This is a genomic window from Vibrio sp. S457-15 (assembly GCF_000960545.1).
Lineage (GTDB): Bacteria > Pseudomonadota > Gammaproteobacteria > Enterobacterales > Vibrionaceae > Vibrio > Vibrio parahaemolyticus.
On sequence record NZ_JYOQ01000149.1, the window covers coordinates 38,715 to 57,389 of the forward strand.

Annotated in this window: 19 protein-coding genes; 2 read left to right on the top strand and 17 right to left on the bottom strand. The window is 46.2% G+C overall.

From position 1 onward, the window contains the following. Window positions 1-3: 3 nt before the first annotated feature. The gene (gene alr / locus UF05_RS16735) at window positions 4-1,080 is read right to left on the bottom strand and encodes an alanine racemase (protein ID WP_045544985.1); all 1,077 of its coding nucleotides are present in this window, start codon (window positions 1,078-1,080) and stop codon (window positions 4-6) included. A gap of 13 nt (window positions 1,081-1,093) precedes the next feature. Beyond that, on the bottom strand, window positions 1,094-2,494 hold the full coding sequence (locus UF05_RS16740) for a replicative DNA helicase (protein WP_005455859.1): 1,401 nt from the start codon (window positions 2,492-2,494) through the stop codon (window positions 1,094-1,096). 311 nt (window positions 2,495-2,805) lie between these two features. Between UF05_RS16740 and UF05_RS16745 the strand changes: the two genes are divergently transcribed. Then, complete coding sequence (locus UF05_RS16745; protein WP_005455861.1) at window positions 2,806-3,570, top strand: DUF481 domain-containing protein; 765 nt, start codon at window positions 2,806-2,808, stop codon at window positions 3,568-3,570. 83 nt (window positions 3,571-3,653) lie between these two features. Here the strand turns inward: UF05_RS16745 and rplI are convergent, their stop codons facing one another. The 14 genes from rplI to pilM form a co-directional block, all read right to left on the bottom strand. Continuing rightward, window positions 3,654-4,106 carry a 50S ribosomal protein L9 gene (gene rplI / locus UF05_RS16750; protein WP_005480442.1) on the bottom strand — a complete coding sequence of 151 codons (453 nt, stop codon included), beginning with the start codon at window positions 4,104-4,106 and terminating at the stop codon, window positions 3,654-3,656. 33 nt (window positions 4,107-4,139) lie between these two features. Further along, complete coding sequence (rpsR, locus tag UF05_RS16755) at window positions 4,140-4,367, bottom strand: 30S ribosomal protein S18 (protein ID WP_000090472.1); 228 nt, start codon at window positions 4,365-4,367, stop codon at window positions 4,140-4,142. A 16-nt stretch (window positions 4,368-4,383) separates the two neighbouring features. Continuing rightward, a complete protein-coding gene (gene priB, locus UF05_RS16760) occupies window positions 4,384-4,686 on the bottom strand; it encodes a primosomal replication protein N (RefSeq protein WP_005467185.1) in 303 nt (100 codons plus the stop codon). 8 nt (window positions 4,687-4,694) lie between these two features. Further along, window positions 4,695-5,084, bottom strand: coding sequence for a 30S ribosomal protein S6 (gene rpsF / locus UF05_RS16765; RefSeq protein WP_005381299.1), 390 nt, complete (start codon window positions 5,082-5,084; stop codon window positions 4,695-4,697). Window positions 5,085-5,327: 243 nt separating this feature from the next. Beyond that, on the bottom strand, window positions 5,328-5,999 hold the full coding sequence (gene rpe, locus UF05_RS16770) for a ribulose-phosphate 3-epimerase (protein WP_005496581.1): 672 nt from the start codon (window positions 5,997-5,999) through the stop codon (window positions 5,328-5,330). A 101-nt stretch (window positions 6,000-6,100) separates the two neighbouring features. After that, window positions 6,101-6,940, bottom strand: a complete 840-nt coding sequence (locus UF05_RS16775; RefSeq protein ID WP_005486862.1) for a Dam family site-specific DNA-(adenine-N6)-methyltransferase — start codon at window positions 6,938-6,940, stop codon at window positions 6,101-6,103. A 69-nt stretch (window positions 6,941-7,009) separates the two neighbouring features. After that, window positions 7,010-8,527, bottom strand: a complete 1,518-nt coding sequence (locus UF05_RS16780) for an SPOR domain-containing protein (RefSeq protein ID WP_020839760.1) — start codon at window positions 8,525-8,527, stop codon at window positions 7,010-7,012. 52 nt (window positions 8,528-8,579) lie between these two features. Then, window positions 8,580-9,680: a 3-dehydroquinate synthase gene (gene aroB / locus UF05_RS16785; protein ID WP_020839761.1), complete on the bottom strand. Its 1,101-nt coding sequence runs from the start codon at window positions 9,678-9,680 to the stop codon at window positions 8,580-8,582. 31 nt (window positions 9,681-9,711) lie between these two features. Beyond that, window positions 9,712-10,230 (bottom strand): shikimate kinase AroK, encoded by a 519-nt coding sequence (gene aroK / locus UF05_RS16790; RefSeq protein WP_005381319.1) that lies wholly within the window; start codon window positions 10,228-10,230, stop codon window positions 9,712-9,714. Window positions 10,231-10,418: 188 nt separating this feature from the next. Next, window positions 10,419-12,167, bottom strand: coding sequence for a type IV pilus secretin PilQ (locus UF05_RS16795; protein ID WP_045544975.1), 1,749 nt, complete (start codon window positions 12,165-12,167; stop codon window positions 10,419-10,421). Window positions 12,168-12,198: 31 nt separating this feature from the next. Then, window positions 12,199-12,714, bottom strand: coding sequence for a pilus assembly protein PilP (locus tag UF05_RS16800; protein WP_015297395.1), 516 nt, complete (start codon window positions 12,712-12,714; stop codon window positions 12,199-12,201). Continuing rightward, window positions 12,704-13,297, bottom strand: coding sequence for a type 4a pilus biogenesis protein PilO (locus UF05_RS16805; protein ID WP_020839762.1), 594 nt, complete (start codon window positions 13,295-13,297; stop codon window positions 12,704-12,706). Before UF05_RS16805 ends, UF05_RS16800 begins: the two co-directional genes overlap by 11 nt. After that, window positions 13,290-13,868 carry a PilN domain-containing protein gene (locus UF05_RS16810; RefSeq protein WP_015297396.1) on the bottom strand — a complete coding sequence of 193 codons (579 nt, stop codon included), beginning with the start codon at window positions 13,866-13,868 and terminating at the stop codon, window positions 13,290-13,292. Before UF05_RS16810 ends, UF05_RS16805 begins: the two co-directional genes overlap by 8 nt. Continuing rightward, window positions 13,852-14,868, bottom strand: coding sequence for a type IV pilus biogenesis protein PilM (gene pilM / locus UF05_RS16815; protein WP_045544976.1), 1,017 nt, complete (start codon window positions 14,866-14,868; stop codon window positions 13,852-13,854). Before pilM ends, UF05_RS16810 begins: the two co-directional genes overlap by 17 nt. A 142-nt stretch (window positions 14,869-15,010) precedes the next feature. Here pilM and UF05_RS16820 point away from each other — a divergent pair, with 142 nt between their 5' ends. Next, window positions 15,011-17,581 carry a penicillin-binding protein 1A gene (locus tag UF05_RS16820; RefSeq protein ID WP_045544977.1) on the top strand — a complete coding sequence of 857 codons (2,571 nt, stop codon included), beginning with the start codon at window positions 15,011-15,013 and terminating at the stop codon, window positions 17,579-17,581. Between the two features lie 55 nt (window positions 17,582-17,636). Here the strand turns inward: UF05_RS16820 and oxyR are convergent, their stop codons facing one another. Next, window positions 17,637-18,545: a DNA-binding transcriptional regulator OxyR gene (oxyR, locus tag UF05_RS16825; RefSeq protein WP_005465160.1), complete on the bottom strand. Its 909-nt coding sequence runs from the start codon at window positions 18,543-18,545 to the stop codon at window positions 17,637-17,639. Between the last annotated feature and the right edge of the window lie 130 nt (window positions 18,546-18,675).

The window sequence follows — 18,675 nt, forward strand, 5'->3', positions numbered from 1 at the left end:
GGATTACTTGGTATATTCCATTTCGACGCGAGGCGTCAATTTGGTCACCAACTCATAAGCTATCGTACCAATGTGATTCGCAACCTCTTCGACAGGTAATTCTTTACCCCAAAGAATCGCTTCGTCACTGACCTTATCTGTGGCATCAGAACCTAAATCTACCGTCAGCATATCCATTGATACTCGACCCGCAATCGGTACTGTACGCCCATTCACCCACACCGGTGTACCATTGGGTGCACTTCTTGGGTAGCCATCGCCATAGCCCACTGCGATAACGCCGACTTTTGTGTCGCGTGCACTTGTCCAGATACCACCGTACCCCACGCTTTCACCTTTCTTGACTTCACGAACCGCAATAAGATGAGACTTCAACGTCATCACTGGTTGGTAACCCAAATCTTGAGCCGTTTTGTCGCTAAATGGTGATACGCCGTACATAATAATGCCCGGACGAACCCACTCTAATTGGCTTTGAGGCCATGCCAATAAACCCGCAGATGCCGCTAGCGAGCGCTCGCCCTGACAGCCCGAGGTTAATGACATAAACAGCTCAATTTGTTGCGGCGTGATGCTGCTATCAAGCTCATCCGCACAACCAAAATGACTCATGTATCGCAATGGCTTCGCCACATTCGGGCACGTTTTTAAGCGAGAAATGAATTCATCATACTGCTCCGGACGAACGCCCAAACGATGCATACCACTGTCGATCTTCAACCAAACGACCACTGGCGTTTCTAAATCCGCCTGTTCCAACGCGATAAGTTGCTCTTCACAGTGCACCACGGTTTGGATGTTGTTCGTCACTAACACAGGCAGATCGCCCGGCGAGTAAAAACCTTCTAGCAAGAGAATCGGCTTTACCACACCACAAGCACGCAGTTGCAACGCTTCTTCAATGCGAGCCACACCAAAGGCATCGGCATGGTTAGCATGTTTCGCCACATGACGTAGACCATGGCCATAACCGTTGGCTTTCACTACCGCCATCACTTTACTTTCTGGTGCTTGCGCTTTCACACGCTGCAAGTTGTGCTGCAACGCAGACAAGTCAATGCATGCTTTTGCGGCTTTCATGTAGCTCATAGCATTACTCATCATCAATATCGAATGCTGGACCCGCGTAATTATCAAAGCGCGAGTGTTGTCCTTGGAATGTTAAACGCACCGAGCCAATAGGACCGTTACGTTGTTTACCGATAATTATTTCCGCCGTGCCTTTGTATGGGCTATCTGGGTGATAGACCTCATCACGGTAGATGAACATGATCAAGTCGGCATCCTGCTCGATGGAACCCGATTCACGCAAGTCCGAGTTAACAGGTCGTTTATCCGCTCGTTGCTCTAGGGAACGGTTTAGCTGCGATAGTGCAACGACAGGCACGTTCAACTCTTTCGCCAGTGCTTTAAGCGAGCGAGAAATCTCGGCAATCTCAAGAGTACGGTTATCGGTTAGCGAAGGTACGCGCATCAACTGAAGGTAGTCGACCATGATCATTGACAGACCTCCGTGCTCACGAGCAACACGACGGGCACGTGAACGCACTTCGGTTGGCGTTAAGCCTGAACTGTCATCTATGTACATATTTTTCTTCTGCATCAGGATACCCATGGTAGAAGAAATTCGTGCCCAGTCTTCATCATCCAACTGACCCGTACGGATCTTGGTTTGATCTACGCGAGACAAGGATGCCAACATACGCATCATCAACTGTTCCGCCGGCATCTCTAGCGAGAAGATCAAAACGGGTTTGTCTTGCTGCATTGCCGCGTTTTCACACAAGTTCATCGCAAAGGTGGTTTTACCCATCGATGGACGCGCTGCCACGATAACTAAGTCAGAACCTTGGAGACCCGCGGTCTTTTTGTTGAGGTCAGTAAAACCAGTATCGACACCTGTCACGCCATCTTGCGGCGTTTTGTACAGCAGTTCGATACGTTCTAGCGTCTTTTCTAGGATGTTGTCGACGTTTTGCGGACCTTCATTTTCACTGGTGCGAGACTCGGCGATAGCAAAAACTTTACTCTCCGCCATGTCTATCAAATCTTCAGAACTGCGACCTTGAGGATCGTAACCCGCGTCCGCAATTTCGTTCGCAACACCAATCAAACCACGGACGATCGCACGTTCAGCCACGATATCTGCGTAGGCATTAATGTTGGCAGCACTGGGCGTGTTTTTCGCTAAGTCAGCAAGGTAAGCAAAACCACCCACATCTTCTAGTTGCTCGTGTCGCTCTAGGTGCTCAGACAGAGTGATAAGGTCAAGCGGTTTGCCCGACTCAAGAATGGTTTTCACACCTTCAAAAATAAGACGGTGCGGACGGCTATAGAAATCACTGGCGACAACTCGCTCAGCAACGGTATCCCAACGTTCATTGTCCAGTAAGAGACCACCAATCACTGATTGCTCTGCTTCTAGTGAGTGAGGTGGCACTTTGATTGCGTCGACCTGACTATCTGAAGGTTTGCGATTTCTGTTTTCCGCCATGACTTTGCTCGATAACTACTAATGACCCACGATTATAACCTTAAAGTTAACTAAGATGCTTCCCCGAAGCGACAATTACTTGTTAAGAAATCAACATGCCGATAGCTAGCCTAAACGTTTTAAATTCACCCCTCTCATCAAAACATATAACCCTTAGATAAAACGATTGAAGCGGAAGATTTGATGCAGGTGTCGCCTTAGCAATAAGTGGGAATTCCATTCAGCTCTAATAAAATTTAACCTACCATTGACCCAACAAAATATCTGTATCAGTATCATGCCCCTCCTTTTTAATTACGTTCGAGGTTGATGTGTCCCGATACTGGTTACTTGGCTTGAGCTTACTGTGCACGACTGCATCGTACGCTGAAGAATCAGTACAGCCAGAGCAAAATATTGATGTGCCCAACCCTCTACAAACTGAGGTAGAGTTTGGCTATCAAGCTCACACAGGTAACACGGACTCTCGTTCCCTGAATGCTCGTTTGAGTGCTGAATATACGTCTGGCAGGCACCGTTCAAACGGTGAATGGAAGTACTACAACCTGTACAAAGACGGCGAAGAAGACAAACGTTCATCGACATATTCTGTTCAAAGTGACTACAAGTTAGGACCAAAAACCTACTTGTATGGTAGCTTTAAAGGCGTTGATTCGCGCTATAGCGCCTATTTCAAAGATTACACCTTATCAGGCGGTCTGGGTTATCAGTTTTCCTACACCGAAAACTTTATCTTAGAAGCTGAGATTGGCCCTGGTTTTCGTTATCAGGAACCGAACTTGGATGAGATTGATGATGACGATATCGTCTTTCCTAACATCGTTCGTGAAGGCATTTTCCGTGGCAACCTCAATACCACGTGGCACGCTCTGGATAACTTGAGCTTTGCCGCTGATATCACGCTCGTTACAGGTAAAAGTAATACGCGTGTGGATAGCGAACTCAGTGTCACTAATGACATTACCGAAGACATTGCATTGAAACTGGCTCACTCGCGTCAATACCACGATAAAGTACCAGAGGGATTAAGCAAAGCCGACAGTGTGTTCTCCGTCAATCTGCTTTTCGCGTTTTAATCTCCAATTTTTATCCCTCAATTTCAGACAAAAAAAAAGCACCTCCGAAGAGGTGCTTTTTAGTATTTCGTCTTGATACTGAATTACTCAGCAGCAACAACCTGTACTTTCGCAGTAGCGAAAACTTCAGAGTGAAGTTGAACGCTGATCTCGAACTCACCAGTTGTACGTAGAGCACCTTCAGGAAGGCGAACTTCGCTCTTAGCAACTTCAACGCCTGCAGCTGTGATAGCTTCAGCGATGTCACGAGTACCGATTGAACCGAATAGTTTGCCTTCGTCACCAGCTTTAGAAGCGATAACAACTGCTTCTAGAGCGTTAACTTTCTCAGCGCGAGCTTCTGCAGCAGCTAGTTGCTCAGCAACTTTAGCTTCTAGTTCAGCACGACGTGCTTCGAACATTTCAACGTTGCCTTTAGTAGCCATAACTGCTTTACCCTGAGGGATAAGGAAGTTACGAGCGTAGCCAGATTTAACGTTTACTGTATCGCCAAGACCACCTAGGTTACCGATTTTATCAAGTAGAATAACTTGCATTGCTTAATCCTCTTTCTTAATAAACGGAACCGATTACTGATGCTTGTCAGTGTACGGTAGTAGAGCTAGGTAGCGTGAACGCTTGATAGCACGTGCTAGTTGACGCTGGTACTTAGCACTTGTACCAGTGATACGGCTAGGTACGATTTTACCAGCTTCAGTGATGTAGTTTTTAAGAGTTGCTACGTCTTTGTAATCAATCTCTTGTACGCCTTCTGCAGTGAAACGGCAGAATTTACGACGACGGAAGAAACGAGCCATGGGCTATCTCCTGATCTTAAATTTGAGTAATATTGTCGGCATGTAACACTAATTTCCCAACGCCATTTCGGCCGGTCTGATAAGCGACAAAACCACTTACCTTAATGTTACTGCCTTGTACTAAATTCTGAGTAATTGCTTGTGACCTAAGCCCGCTGACGACTACCGGCATACGACAATAAACTTGTCTCGGTAAATCAGCTTCGATAACAGTAGAGCGATGCTCTAACCAAAACCGACAGTGTTCAATGCCACCAGGGCTTTTACTACGAATGGGCGGTTTGGCAATGGTGCCGCTCAGCTCCATTCGGTTGGTCATAACAAAACTTACTCAGCAGCTTCTGATTTAGCTTCAGGCTTAGCTTCAGAACGCTCTTCACGACGTGGAGCACGCTCTTCTTTTTGCTTAAGCATGATAGATTGCTCAGTGATCGCTGCTTTAGTACGCATGATCATGTTACGTAGAACTGCATCGTTGAAACGGAAAGCAGTTTCTAGCTCATCGATTACAGCTTGGTCAGCTTCAACGTTCATTAGAACGTAGTGAGCTTTGTGAAGCTTGTTGATTGGGTAAGCCAGTTGACGGCGGCCCCAGTCTTCTAGACGGTGGATTTTACCGCCAGCTTCAGTGATAGAACCAGTGTAACGCTCGATCATGCCAGCAACTTGCTCGCTTTGATCTGGGTGCACCATGAATACGATTTCGTAATGACGCATGGGTTGCTCCTTACGGATTATTCAGCTTCCACAAATGGCTCAGTCGTCCAGAGGAAGCAAGGAACTAAAGAAAATTGACTGAGTTTAAGGAGCACGAATAGTACAGAAAGGCCGCAAAATAGGCAAGTGATTATTTGCGCAGCGCGCGGGATATTTTTGTTTGGCTCGTGCCAGAAACGACAAAGGCTGCCAGCAAAGTGGCAGCCTTTAAAATCAGAGCGTTATAACGCTTATTTTTAGCACTTATTCTACTTGAGCAAGCTCAGTGCGCATTTGGTCGATCACTTGTTTGTAATCTGGCTGACTAAAAATCGCAGAACCCGCCACAAACATGTCCGCTCCTGCTTCAGCAATTTCACGAATGTTGTCGACTTTCACACCACCATCGATTTCCAGACGGATATCGCGACCAGACTCATCGATCATCTTACGAACAGCGCGAAGTTTATCTAGCGTGTGAGGAATGAATGACTGGCCACCAAAGCCTGGGTTTACCGACATCAGTAGAATCAGGTCAACTTTGTCCATGATGAACTCAAGATGCGCAAGCGGTGTTGCTGGGTTTAATACCACACCCGCTTTACAGCCGTGTTCTTTGATAAGCTGAAGAGTACGGTCTACGTGATCAGAGGCCTCAACGTGGAAAGTGATCATTGATGCGCCAGCTTTCGCAAAATCAGGGATGATGCGATCTACCGGTTTTACCATTAGATGAACGTCGATTGGCGCAGTGATACCGTAATCGCGTAGCGCTTTACACACAGGAGCACCAAAAGTCAGGTTTGGTACATAGTGGTTATCCATAACATCGAAATGCACCACATCTGCACCCGCTGCGAGTACTTTTTCTACGTCTTCACCTAGACGTGCAAAATCAGCCGATAAAATGGATGGAGCAATAAGAAAATCTTTCATACCTGACCTCAGTAGTGACGAGCAAAACAGCAAACCAATTTGCGCGCAATTCTACCGAAGCCAGTGGGGAGATCCACTATTTAGAGAAAATAGTGTCAGAACTATGAAGCAGCGCTATCTGATTCCGGCGCTTTGAACAAGGCGAGCAGTTCGTCAACTTTGTTACGACCGCTACCGTTTCGGCTAATGGTGCGTTTCACTTTCACCACACTTAAATCCGCACCGTGGTAAAGGCGGCGCGTTAGTGTTGTGTCGTGATTTGAAATCAACACCGGAATCCCACGCTCGGTAGCCGTTCTTTCTGCCATGTCGGCTAGTGCCGCTTGGTCGTCCAACGTGAAACCATTACCTGCGTATGAAGTGAAGTTTGCCGTGTTTGAAAGTGGCGCATAAGGTGGATCGCAATACACAACGCTGCCCTTGCGCGCACGACGAAATGTTTCAGGATAACCTTCGCACACAAACGTGGCTTTTTTGGCTTTCTCAGCAAAAAACTCCAATTCCGCCTCTGGGAAATAAGGTTTTTTGTAAGAGCCAAACGGCACGTTGAAGCCACCTTTTTTGTTGTAGCGGCATAAACCATTAAAACCAAAGCGGTTCATGTAAAGGAATGCAAGTGAGCGATACATTACGTCATCGGTTTTATTAAACTCAGCACGAATGCTTAAGTACGCTTCTTTGCGATTGTTTTCGGCGACAAACCAGCGCTTCGCTTCTGAGATATATTCCTCAGGACGCTCTTTAAGCAGGTTGTAGAGATTAATCAGGTCGGGATTGATGTCTGCCAACAGATAGTGGTCATAGTCGGTATTAAGAAAAACCGAGCCAGCACCAACAAAAGGTTCAACTAGCTTTCGAGCCGGTGGCAAATGACGTTGGATGTCTTCAACCAGTCCGTATTTTCCTCCTGCCCATTTAAGAAAGGCTCGTTGCTTTTTCATCTACTGCTCTATCTATCGACCAAAAATTAAGGCTGCGGAATGTAACATATTTTTCAGCGAAGCTCAGGATTATTTCACGCGATCAATTTCTCGATGAACTTGGCCTAGCGATTTTGCCCACGGGCTCACCGACTTAAGTGAATCTGGCAGCTTCTCTACCGCGTCTCGAGCCATTTGAATTGTCGGATAATCTTGGTAAGTCACGATGTACCATTCCGTTCCACTGCGAACCGTCGGATAAATGCGTACCTTGTTATTCAGCTGATGCTCATCAAGAAAAGCTTGTACGTCTTCCATTGACGTCATGGCTGCTAACTGCAAGGTGTACGCTCTTGGGGATAACGCTTTTAGCTCTTCACGTGCAAACGAGAATTTGACGATAGGTTTACTTGAGGTCGTCTCTGTTTTCGCAACCTCTTCTGATGCGGCATCGCTTGGCTTCACCACTTTAATCAAAGAAGAGTTTGTCTCTGACTGGGTTTTCGCTTGAGGTTCTGCCCCTTCTACTAACGCTTTAATATTGTCTGTATTCGCTTGCTCAGGCTTACCTTCTAACAGAGCATCAACCACGTCAGATTCAATCACAACACGCTGCTGGGTGTCATCATTCCCGACGCTTGCTACTTCTTCTGTCACCGTTGGTGGCAATGAGTTGGAATCGTCAGTCGCATCTGATAAATCGCCATCATTTGGCAAGCCGTCAGTCACTGAGGTTAAATTAGATTCTGATGGCGAAAGAGTCGGCTCAGTGAGTGTCGGAATGGCAGTTTGCTCGATGCTTCCCGTGATCTGCTGCGCTTTGTCATCTGGGCTTGGCTGATTAAACATCCACCAATAACCACCAGCGGCCAGCAACAGTAGCACCAAAACCACTAATGCGATGTTGAGTGGCGATCCGACAATTGAACGGATAATGATCCTTTTTTCCACTTTCATCTCTCCTAATGCCATGATGTCACCCGGAATCGGGTCGACTTTCTTAAATGCATCTCGAACACGTTTCTCCGCATCGTCATCGACGTACCTAACCACTAGTGATTCGAAGAAACGACGCGCTTCCACTTCGGATAGCATATCGATATCAAGTTCAACTGGCTTAAGTTCTTGCCCATAACTCAACCGAGACAAGACCGACTCCAAACGCCCAGACTGAGTAAAAAGCAACACGTTGATCGTCCAGTTCGGCTTTTCATGCGCCTCTAAGACTAACGTCCATAACTCCGAAATGAGCGTTTCACTAAGTAAATGAGCATCATCAATAACAATCGCAATATCGCAAGGCTCACCTTCGAGAATACGCTCTAGACTGTTGAGTAAAGGCTCTTGTTGATTAAACAATGCATCGGAAACCAGCTGACTCAAGATGAGGACGCGACGCTGCACGTCATCTTGGGTCGCATGGCAAAGTAACAAACATTGATTTTTGTTACTCGCACCCAGCTCAAGGTATCGTTGCGCCAGCCAAGATTTTCCATACCCATCAGGGCCATTGATCGCAATAAGGTTGGATCCAAAGTTGGTCAACAACTCCAATCTATCCAATAACTCGGTTTGAGAATCTAATTCCAGAACGTGAGCAAAACTCATCTAATAACCTTCTTAAACAACAAGAATGACGCCAGATGGCGTCATTACAAGGTTAAATATTGCGACCGAAATCAATAGCCTGCTGAATCACTTCTTGTGAAGTATCGGCTATCACTTCCGCACTGCCAATTCCGGTTGGTAGAACTAAGCGCAATTGACCTGACAGCACTTTTTTATCACGCATCATATGCTTGATAAAGTCATCAAAACTCATGCTGTCGGGTGTATGGACTGGCAATTTCGCTCTGCGCAACAATGCCACAATACGCTCAAACTGCTCTTCAGAAATCAGTCCACGCAGAAGTGACGTTTTGGCCGCCATCACCGTACCAGAAGACACCGCCTCACCATGTAACCAATTGCCGTAGCCTAATTCAGCTTCTATCGCATGACCGAAAGTGTGACCCAAATTGAGCAACGCACGAATTCCAGACTCTTTTTCGTCTTGTGCAACCACTTCAGCTTTAATTTGGCAGCAACGTGCAATGGCATAGGTAAGCGCGTCTTCATCCAACGCGTATAAACGGTCTAAATTTTCTTCCAGCCAATCAAAGAATGCACCATCATAAATAATGCCGTATTTGATCACTTCAGCTATACCAGCAGCAAATTCACGCTCAGGTAGCGTCGATAAACAGTTGGTATCGATGATCACCGCTTTCGGTTGGTAAAATGCGCCAATCATGTTTTTACCTAGCGGATGATTGACTGCTGTTTTGCCGCCAACGGAAGAATCCACTTGGGACAACAACGTCGTTGGAATTTGGATAAAGTCCACACCTCGCTGATAACAGGCTGAAGCAAAACCGACGAGATCTCCGATTACACCACCACCGAGGGCGATAATGACCACATCACGAGCATAACTTCCCTCTAGCAGGAAATTCATGACTTGGTTAAACACATCCAGGTTTTTGTACTGCTCGCCATCAGGCAACTCAAGTAACGAAGCATCACAACCAAGTTGTTTTAGTTGATGAAGGATTTTATCGGCATACAAAGGTGCCACTGTGACATTACTGATCACAACGACTTTTTGATTGGTATTTTTGTTTGAGAGAACTTGAGAAAGGTACGCCGGGTCCTCAAACAACCCGGCGCCTATAGAGATTGGGTAGCTACGCTCTGCTAGATTGACCGTAATCCGTTCCATCGGTGTGCTCCAATTAAAAGAAGATAAGTACTTATCTCTCTTCTAGCATTTTTACGATCTGGTTGGCTACCACTTTTGCACTTTGATCGTCAGTGCGAACAGTGTAATCCGCTACTTCTTCGTATAACGGGTTACGTTCTTCAGCTAATTGCTCCAATACTTCACGAGGGTTGTCCGTTTGAAGTAGAGGACGCTTCTTGTCACGGTTAGTACGTGCAAGTTGCTTTTCAATTGTCGTTTCTAGGTAAACAACTACACCGCGAGCAGAAAGACGGTTACGGTTCTCTTTGCTTTTCACAGAGCCGCCGCCAGTTGCCAGCACGATGCCTTGTTCTTGAGTCAGATCTTCAAGTACCGCTTCTTCACGCTTACGGAAGCCTTCTTCACCTTCTACATCAAAAACCCAAGAGATGTCTGCACCAGTGCGTTCTTCAATCACTGTATCGGAGTCAACAAACTCCATATGCAGTTGCTGTGCTAGATGTCTACCAATTGTACTTTTGCCGGCGCCCATTGGGCCAACAAGGAAAATATTACGTTTCTCAGCCATGTTTAGCAGTAATTTACAACATTGATTCAATAAGATCGCCACAAGAAAACACAGCTAAACCGCTGTTCTACAAGGCTTGTGGCACCAGTTCCTCACAGATAATTCGTGATAAGACCCGAAATTATCCAAGCATGGTGCCACTAATGCAACTTTATTTTTGATCTAATCGCCTATTTACTTGATAGCCACTACTGAATAACGACCTTAGGCGTAACGAAAATTAGCAACTCACTTTTACCAACGTTTTCGTAACTTCGGCGGAAAAGTGCGCCTAATAGCGGAAGATCGCCCAACAATGGCACTTTATCGACTGAGTTAGTAATGCTGTGCTGGAAAATACCACCGAGCACAACCGTCTCACCATTATTCACCAGAACTTGGGTGCCAATGCGCTGCGTATCAATTGCCATTGCCTCTCCTGTGCCCGTTTTCACTACCTTACCAGGTCGGTCTTGGGTCACACTCAGATCTAACACTAAACGATTGTCAGGTGTGATCTGCGGTGTCACCTTCAAGCTCAACACCGCTTTTTTAAAGGTCACTGACGTTGCACCACTCGATGAAGATTCTAGATAAGGAATTTCGGTACCTTGTTCAATGTACGCGGGCTTCTTATTGGTCGTGATCAATCGTGGGCTCGAAATGATTTCTGCTTTTGATTCTTGCTGCAATGCAGACAGCTCTAAGTCCAATAATGTATCAGAACCTAACTTTGCCACTTGAAACGCAATGCTCGCCGCATTCGGGTTGGTCGCGGCTAAATTAACATTAAGGAAATCATCGATACCAACACCATCACCACCCTCTTCACCTTCGCCATCACCACCACCTTCGTACAAACCGATTGTCGCTAGGTTGTTCTCAATAGAGCCTCCAACGGTGTTGTTACCATTAATAGAAGTGAAGCCCCAACGAATACCTAACTCGTCCATGTTACCTTCACTGATGGTCACAATTCGGGCTTCAATTTGTACTTGTTTGACTGGGATATCGAGCGATTCAATGATTTCGCGAATAACGGCGATGTTCTCTGGCAATTCTCTGATTAATAGCGAATTGGTTCGCTCATCAATGGTCATACTGCCACGCTCTGACAACATGCTAATGTTGCCTTCACCATTGATCATCTCTGCAATATCCGAAGCTTTAGCAAAATTGACTTTGATGATTTCTGATGAAAGCTCACCCATTTCTTCCGTCAGTTTTTGTTTTTCTAACTGCTGCTTCTCGCGCAAATCCAGCTCATCGGTCGGGGCGACCAAAATCACGTTGCCATCAACACGCTTATCTAACCCTTTCACTTGCAAGATGATGTCGAGCACTTGCTGCCACGGCACACCATCAAGACGCAGTGTAAGGTTGCCTTCGACAGAGTCCGAAACCACCAAGTTAAACTGGTTGTAATCTGCAATCAGCTGCAAAACGTTACGCACAGGAATGTCTTGGAAGTTAATCGAGATCAGCTTGCCTTCTTTTTCTAAGATGCTCTTGTCTGGCACTTTTTCATTTGGTTTAAGCTTGCTGACAGTGATTTCAAGATAACGCCCCGTCAAACGATAGTCATGCGTGTATTCTTCATCGATATACGCAACTAATCTTGTGGTGGAGGTATCGCGGAACACTTCAACACTTTCCACCACCGTCACGAAATCTTTCACGTCGAGAAGGTAAAGCTGCTCGTCTTTTACCGACGTGTTCATTAAATCAATGCTTAATCCTTCTTGAACACGTTTAACATCAACAATAGCCGCCGGGGATGCAAGCTCCACCACAATCACGGCATCTTTGCTTTTGTTAGTGCGAAAGTCGATGCTCTTGAGCGCATTAGACTGTACATCTTCTGCTGCTGCTAAAGGGGCCAGAAGTAAAAACAACCATAAGGAGAAGAGCCCAGTAAGCATCCTTGGTGTACGTGTTAATCCTTGTCTCATTTTCATTACTCAATATCAAAAATAAATGCAGCTATATCTATCTCAAAGCCAACTTAACTTTACGTTTTTGCCAGCACCCCAAACCATCGGGCAAGGTTTCATTAATCAACAAATAGGAGTGGGTAACATGCGTGACCTTACCGTTATTGCGCCCGAGGTATTGACCTGGTTTCACTTTGTAAACCGTGCCATTCGGGGCTTGTACTAAACCAGAAACGGTGTTCCCCATACCCATCACTCCTTTTAAACGAAGTTGGCTGAGTGGGAATTTTTCTAACTTGCCAGATCTCGCTCGGTTCGGCGGTTGCCAACAATCCTTTCTCGCCACAGGTTGAGTTGCGATGGTCGCCTCTTTGGGCAATTCGAAAGGAGCACGCATCACTTCTGGGGCATACGCCACTGCGATGTATTTGTCAGCAGGTTTGAGCGTCTCCACATCTCGCCGAGCCTGGCTCTCAACACCACGAATAAAATCCGTTAATGATTCATCATTCGCCTGGCACCCGACCAATAGAGCGCTTACCAACACCGTCAGCAAAGATTTATTTCTCATCTTTCTTTTCCTCAGGCTTGAACTGATAAGTGTTTGCTCTCACTCGGAAGTGCAAAGTTTCACTCTCTTGGCTGACACGCTGCCAAGTCACGTCTTTAAAGGTGATGATACGTGGCAGTGTGGCAATGGCCTGTGAAAAACGACCGATATCGTGGAAATCACCTGTTAGCTCGATATTTAGTGGCAATCGATACAGGAAGTTTTCAGATTGCTTTTCTCCCCAATCAATGCGAGTAAACGTTAACTTGTTGTCGATACCGAGTTCGTTTACCGACGCCAACATTGTGGCCAACTCTTTTTGTGCTGGTAGTTGTTGCAATAGCAACTCATAACGCGTAGTGAGCTCGTCCAGTTGAGATTGCAACTGAGGCAATGCAGCTACCTTGTTAGCTTTTATGCGCAATGCCACTTTTAATGTTTGCTCCTCTTGAATCAAAGTGTTCAAGCGAGCCTCTTCTGGCTTTAAGTAAAACCAATAACCAAACCCTTGGATAAGAAGAACAAGCAGGCAGATCACTACAAGCTGAGGCAGTAATGGCCATTCAGCAATCTCATCCATTTCTAGATCTTGCCAATTAACCATGTTGTTTTCCCTCTTTCTTCTCTTCTACCGTGTTGAACATGAAGGACACTTTAAAGGTCTGAAACTCTTTACCAAAACGGGCTTTTCCGTGCACGATAGAGTGCATTTCAACGTCCAGTAGCTTGGCAGAACGTTCCATGTTATCGAGCATGGTTGCTAGCCGTGGTGTACTGTCTGAAATACCTGAGATTTCAATTTCTAGATCGTTCATTTTGATCTTGTCGACATATACGCCTTCTGGAATAACAGCAGGCATGAGGTTCATAAAATCAGTGGTTTTATTCCGACCATTTTGCAACGCTTCCACAACTTTCAAGCGTTCCAAGATTTTGCTGTGTTCAAGCTCCGCGATCTTCATCGCTTCTATCCGCTTATCTAGATCGGAAATGTACGTTGTTAGATAGTCGAGTCGCTCTTGTTGAAGATCTTGTTGGTACTCATAATATTTGCCAACGCCCCACTGAATCCCCAACGCCACCATGACGCCCAATACCACTAAACCGACAAATCGACGACGATGCTCTTCCCTTTGATTTTCGCGCCAAGGCAATAAGTTAATGCGATACAGCACGCACACCTCCTAACCAATGAATGCCACGCACCGCCAGCCCTGCAGCTGTCGAAAAATGTTGCCAATCAGCCGCTCGTCGCTTGCGTTTCGACACTTTCATTTCAAACAGTCCGAGTGGGTTTAGCAACTCGCACTCCAATGCCAACTGATGCGAGAGCTCTTCTGCCAACATTGGCGTCGATGCCCCCTCGCCCGATAACCAAATGCCTTTGATGTTTTGCGAACCGTTGATCGAGGTATAGAGCTGCATTTGACGTTTTACGCGCTCAACCACTTGACGATTGAACTGTTCCGTTTTGGCTTGAGCATCATCAGAGAGTAAGTCTTCTTGTGACGTCCCCATTGAAATACGAGTACCGCACGCAAACTCCTTATGAAACAGTTCGCCTTGCTCGGTAAACATGGTGAATGAACTCGCTAACGAGCCGATGTCTAACAAACAGTATTTGTTTTTTTCAGGAAAACGCTCTGCGGCAAGCTTCCAGATATGACCGAGGCTTTGAGAGTGCACGTCAACCAACACAGGCTTTAAACCAGATTGTTGTAACGCCTCAACTCGGCTTTCAACCACATCTTTGCGCGTAGCGAATACTTGATAACTGTCCGTTCCACGCATCCCTTCTTCAGCACGAAGGCGTACAAAATCCAAACTCAGTTCTTCCACAGGAAAAGGAGATTGATGAGAAAAAGCTTGTACCACCGCAAACTCGATTTCGCTCTCATCAAGGCTTTGTTCGATTTGCAGTTTCTTGCTAATAACTGAGTTGTCTGGAACAGAAATTGCCACTCGCTTGGCCCCAAAAGGCAGCTCTTTTTTCATCTGCTTTAGGGTCTTTACAATTTCTTGATGATTTATAGTGTTATTTTCAGCGACAATACCTTCCTTAAGTAATATTTCTTTGTAACTCAGTAAGGCGTATTGATCGCCAATGGGTTTAAGTACTACGGCTTTGAGGCTGTTATGGCCAATATCTATGCCGGTAACGATTAGCTTATCCATCTCTACTCTCGCTCCGAAATTTCTTCGCGCAAAGGTTGTTATTAGCACCCAAATAAGAGTTAATATCTCTATGTGCTAAATTTTTGACCTAAGAGTACAAGGGTTTGCCGTTACACAGCCTCAACCAATCAGGGATTCTCCGGTGAAGTTCATAAAGCGTTTATTATTTTTAACATTGATTTGCATAATTCTTGGAGTCACCACAATTTTTGGCTTCTATCAGTACGTGAAGCCTGAATTGCCAGACGTTGCAACTCTAAAAGACGTTGAATTACAAACACCTATGCAGGTATTTAGTCAAGACGGGAAGCTGATCGCACAGTTTGGTGAAAAGCGTCGTATTCCTGTTACTTACGATGAAATTCCTCAAGACCTAATTCACGCACTGATCGCCACCGAAGACAGCCGTTTTTACGAGCACCCTGGTATCGATCCAATCGGTATTACTCGTGCAGCTGTCGTGGTTGCTCTTTCCGGCTCAGCAAAGCAAGGCGCGAGTACCATCACTCAGCAGCTAGCGCGTAACTTCTTCTTATCCAACGAGAAGAAACTAATGCGTAAGATCAAAGAGATCTTCATTGCCATTCACATTGAGCAACTGCTGAGCAAACAAGAGATCATGGAGCTTTACGTTAACAAGATCTTCCTTGGCTATCGCTCATACGGTTTTGGTGCGGCGGCTCAGGTGTATTTTGGTAAGAGCTTAAATGAGCTCTCGCTTAGTGAAATTGCGACACTGGCGGGGATGCCAAAAGCCCCTTCAACCATGAACCCAATTTACTCACTAGAACGTGCAACAAAACGTCGTAACGTTGTGCTAATGCGTATGCTCGATGAAAAGTACATTACGCAAGAACAATTCGATGAAGCACGTAACGAACCAATCGTCGCTCGTTACCACAGTGCAGAAATTGAAGTGTCTGCGCCTTACGTTGCCGAACTTGCACGTGCATGGGCAGTAAAAGAGTACGGTGAAGAGAAAGCCTATACGTCGGGTTTGAACATCTACATGACGGTTGACTCTAAACTGCAAGACGCTGCCAATAAGGCTGCGGTAAACAACCTAATGGCTTATGACGAGCGTCATGGCTACCGCGGCGCAGAAAAAGTATTGTGGAAAGAAGGGGAAGCCGCTTGGGATGCAGAACAAATTGAGAAGCATCTAAAAGGCCAGCCAACTTACGGCGATCTTTACCCTGCTGTCGTGACAAAAGTGGAAGGCAAAACGGCGCAAGTTGTTGTGAAAAATAACGACGCACAAACCATCCCTTGGACTGGCATAAACTGGGCACGCAAATTCCTCACCGATAACCGTCAAGGTTCCACACCAAAATCTGCACAAGAGGTTTTAGCTGCAGGTGAACAAATTTGGGTTCGCGAGCTAACGACGACCGATGAAGATGGCAACACTCAAAGCAGCTGGAAGCTAAGCCAAGTGCCTAGCGCGAACACCGCATTTGTCGCGATGAATCCTGAAAATGGCGGCATTTTGTCACTGGTAGGTGGTTTTAACTTTGTTCACAGCAAGTTTAACCGCGCAACCATGTCCGTACGTCAGGTTGGTTCTAGTATCAAACCATTTATTTACTCAGCCGCTATCGATAAAGGCCTAACGTTAGCAACTCTGATCAACGATGCGCCAATCAACAAATGGGACGCAGGTTCAGGCTCAGCATGGCGACCAAAGAACTCGCCTCCAACTTACGGCGGTCCAACTCGCCTTCGCATTGGCTTAGCTCAATCGAAAAACGTAATGGCGGTTCGTACCTTACGTGAAGTGGGCCTGGATGAAACTCGTCAGTACCTAACTCGCTTTGGATTCGATATCAACGAAGTACCTCGCTCAGAAACTATCGCCTTAGGTGCGGGTAGCTTAACGCCAATGAAAGTGGCTCAAGGTTACTCGGTTTTTGCAAACGGCGGTTACTATGTTGAGCCGTTCTATGTCGAACGCGTTGAAGATGCATTTGGCGAAGTTTTGTTTAAAGCCAACCCTAAGAGCGTTTGTCATCAAGATTGCCCACAAATGAGCCCACAACCAGAAATGGATCGCTTTGCAAGTGAATTCGGTGAGCAAGACGTTGCCGTTGATGGCCAAGCTCCAGAGAACGCACTAGAAAATGATGAACCAAAATACGCACCACAAGTGATCTCTGAACAAAACGCATTCTTGATGCGTGAAATGATGTACAGCAACATCTGGGGTGGCGGCAACTGGCGTGAAGGAACTGGCTGGAACGGTACCGGCTGGCGTGCACAAAAACTTGAGCGTCGTGATATTGGTGGTAAAACTGGTACGACTAACGATTCAAAAGACGCATGGTACAACGGTTATGGTCCGGGCGTGGTTGCTATTGCATGGGTGGGCTTCGATGATCACTCACGCGCGTTAGGCCGCACGACAGTGAACAGCAATTTGGGTCAAGGACAAGTATCTGGTGCTGAATCAGGAGCGAAAACAGCAGAGCCAGCATGGATTGACTTTATGCAAGTAGCATTGGAAGGCAAGCCAGAACAAGGCAAGAATATTCCAGATGACATTGTGCGCGTTCGCATCGATCGCAACAGCGGTCTGCTGACTCATAAAGTCGATAGCACGTCCATGTTTGAATACTTTGAGAAAGGCACGGAGCCAACCGAATACGTTGGTAACAGCCTCGAAGACAGCATTTATTCAAGCGGTTCTGGTGGCACAACGGAAGAGTTGTTCTAAACCAAACGAAAGAAAAGATAAGGGGAGAGCGTTGGCTCTCCCCTTTTTTATAACGTTAAGCAGCCATAGAAGATGGCTGCGACTCTAGAATTGCTTTGATTTTCGCTGCTAATGCTTCAAAACGAGCACGCAACGGAGAGCCTGGGCGGTACGCCAAAACAATGCTGCGTGAAGGCGTAGGGTTGACGGCAGGAATGTAGCAAACGCCATCTTTTTGTTTTTCGGCTGGAATAGAAAGCTGAGGCAACAAAGTAATACCCGCTCCCGCAGCAACCATATTACGCAAAGTTTCTAAACTGGTGGCTTTAAAGCGCTCATCATCTTTTGCTCCTGCCGCAAAGCAGAAACCTAACGCTTGGTCGCGTAAGCAATGTCCATCACCTAAAGCCAGCACGGTCTTCCCATTGAGCTCCAACATATCAACCTGGTCGAGCTGTGCCCATTCATGACCACATGGTACGGCAACACTAAGCGGTTCGTTGTACACTTCAATCTCTTTAAATGGGGCAGTTTCCGCCACAGAAGCCAATACCAAACAGTCCAGCTTCCCTTCCTCTAGCTGACGAACCAACTGATGAGTTTGAGCTTCATGCAGGAACAGCTCAAGCTCAGGGAACTCTTCTTTCAGCTGTGGAAGAATTTTAGGCAATAAATACGGCCCAACCGTCGGAATAAAACCGATGTGCATTGGACCGGTCATCGCCCCACTCTGTCCGCTGGCCATATCTTTAAAGGTTTTCACCTCACTCAGAATGCGTTTAGCTTGATCCACCAGCTGTAAGCCAGAGTCGGTGAACAACACTCGGCGGCTGCTTCTTTCTAACAATGCCGTGCCGAGTTCATCTTCCAGCTTACGTATTTGACCACTAAGCGTTGGCTGACTGACAAAACACGCCTCTGCCGCTTTGCGAAAATGCTTGTGCTCCGCCAGTGCGACTAAGTACTCAAAATCCCGAATATTCATAACACACGATTCGCTTCTATTTGATGATAGTCAATGTCTATCAAAACCATAGCATCAAACGATTAGAGCTATCAAAGGATTTTTACAATAATGGGCTCAACAAAACGAAACAGAGCCAAACGACAAGTCA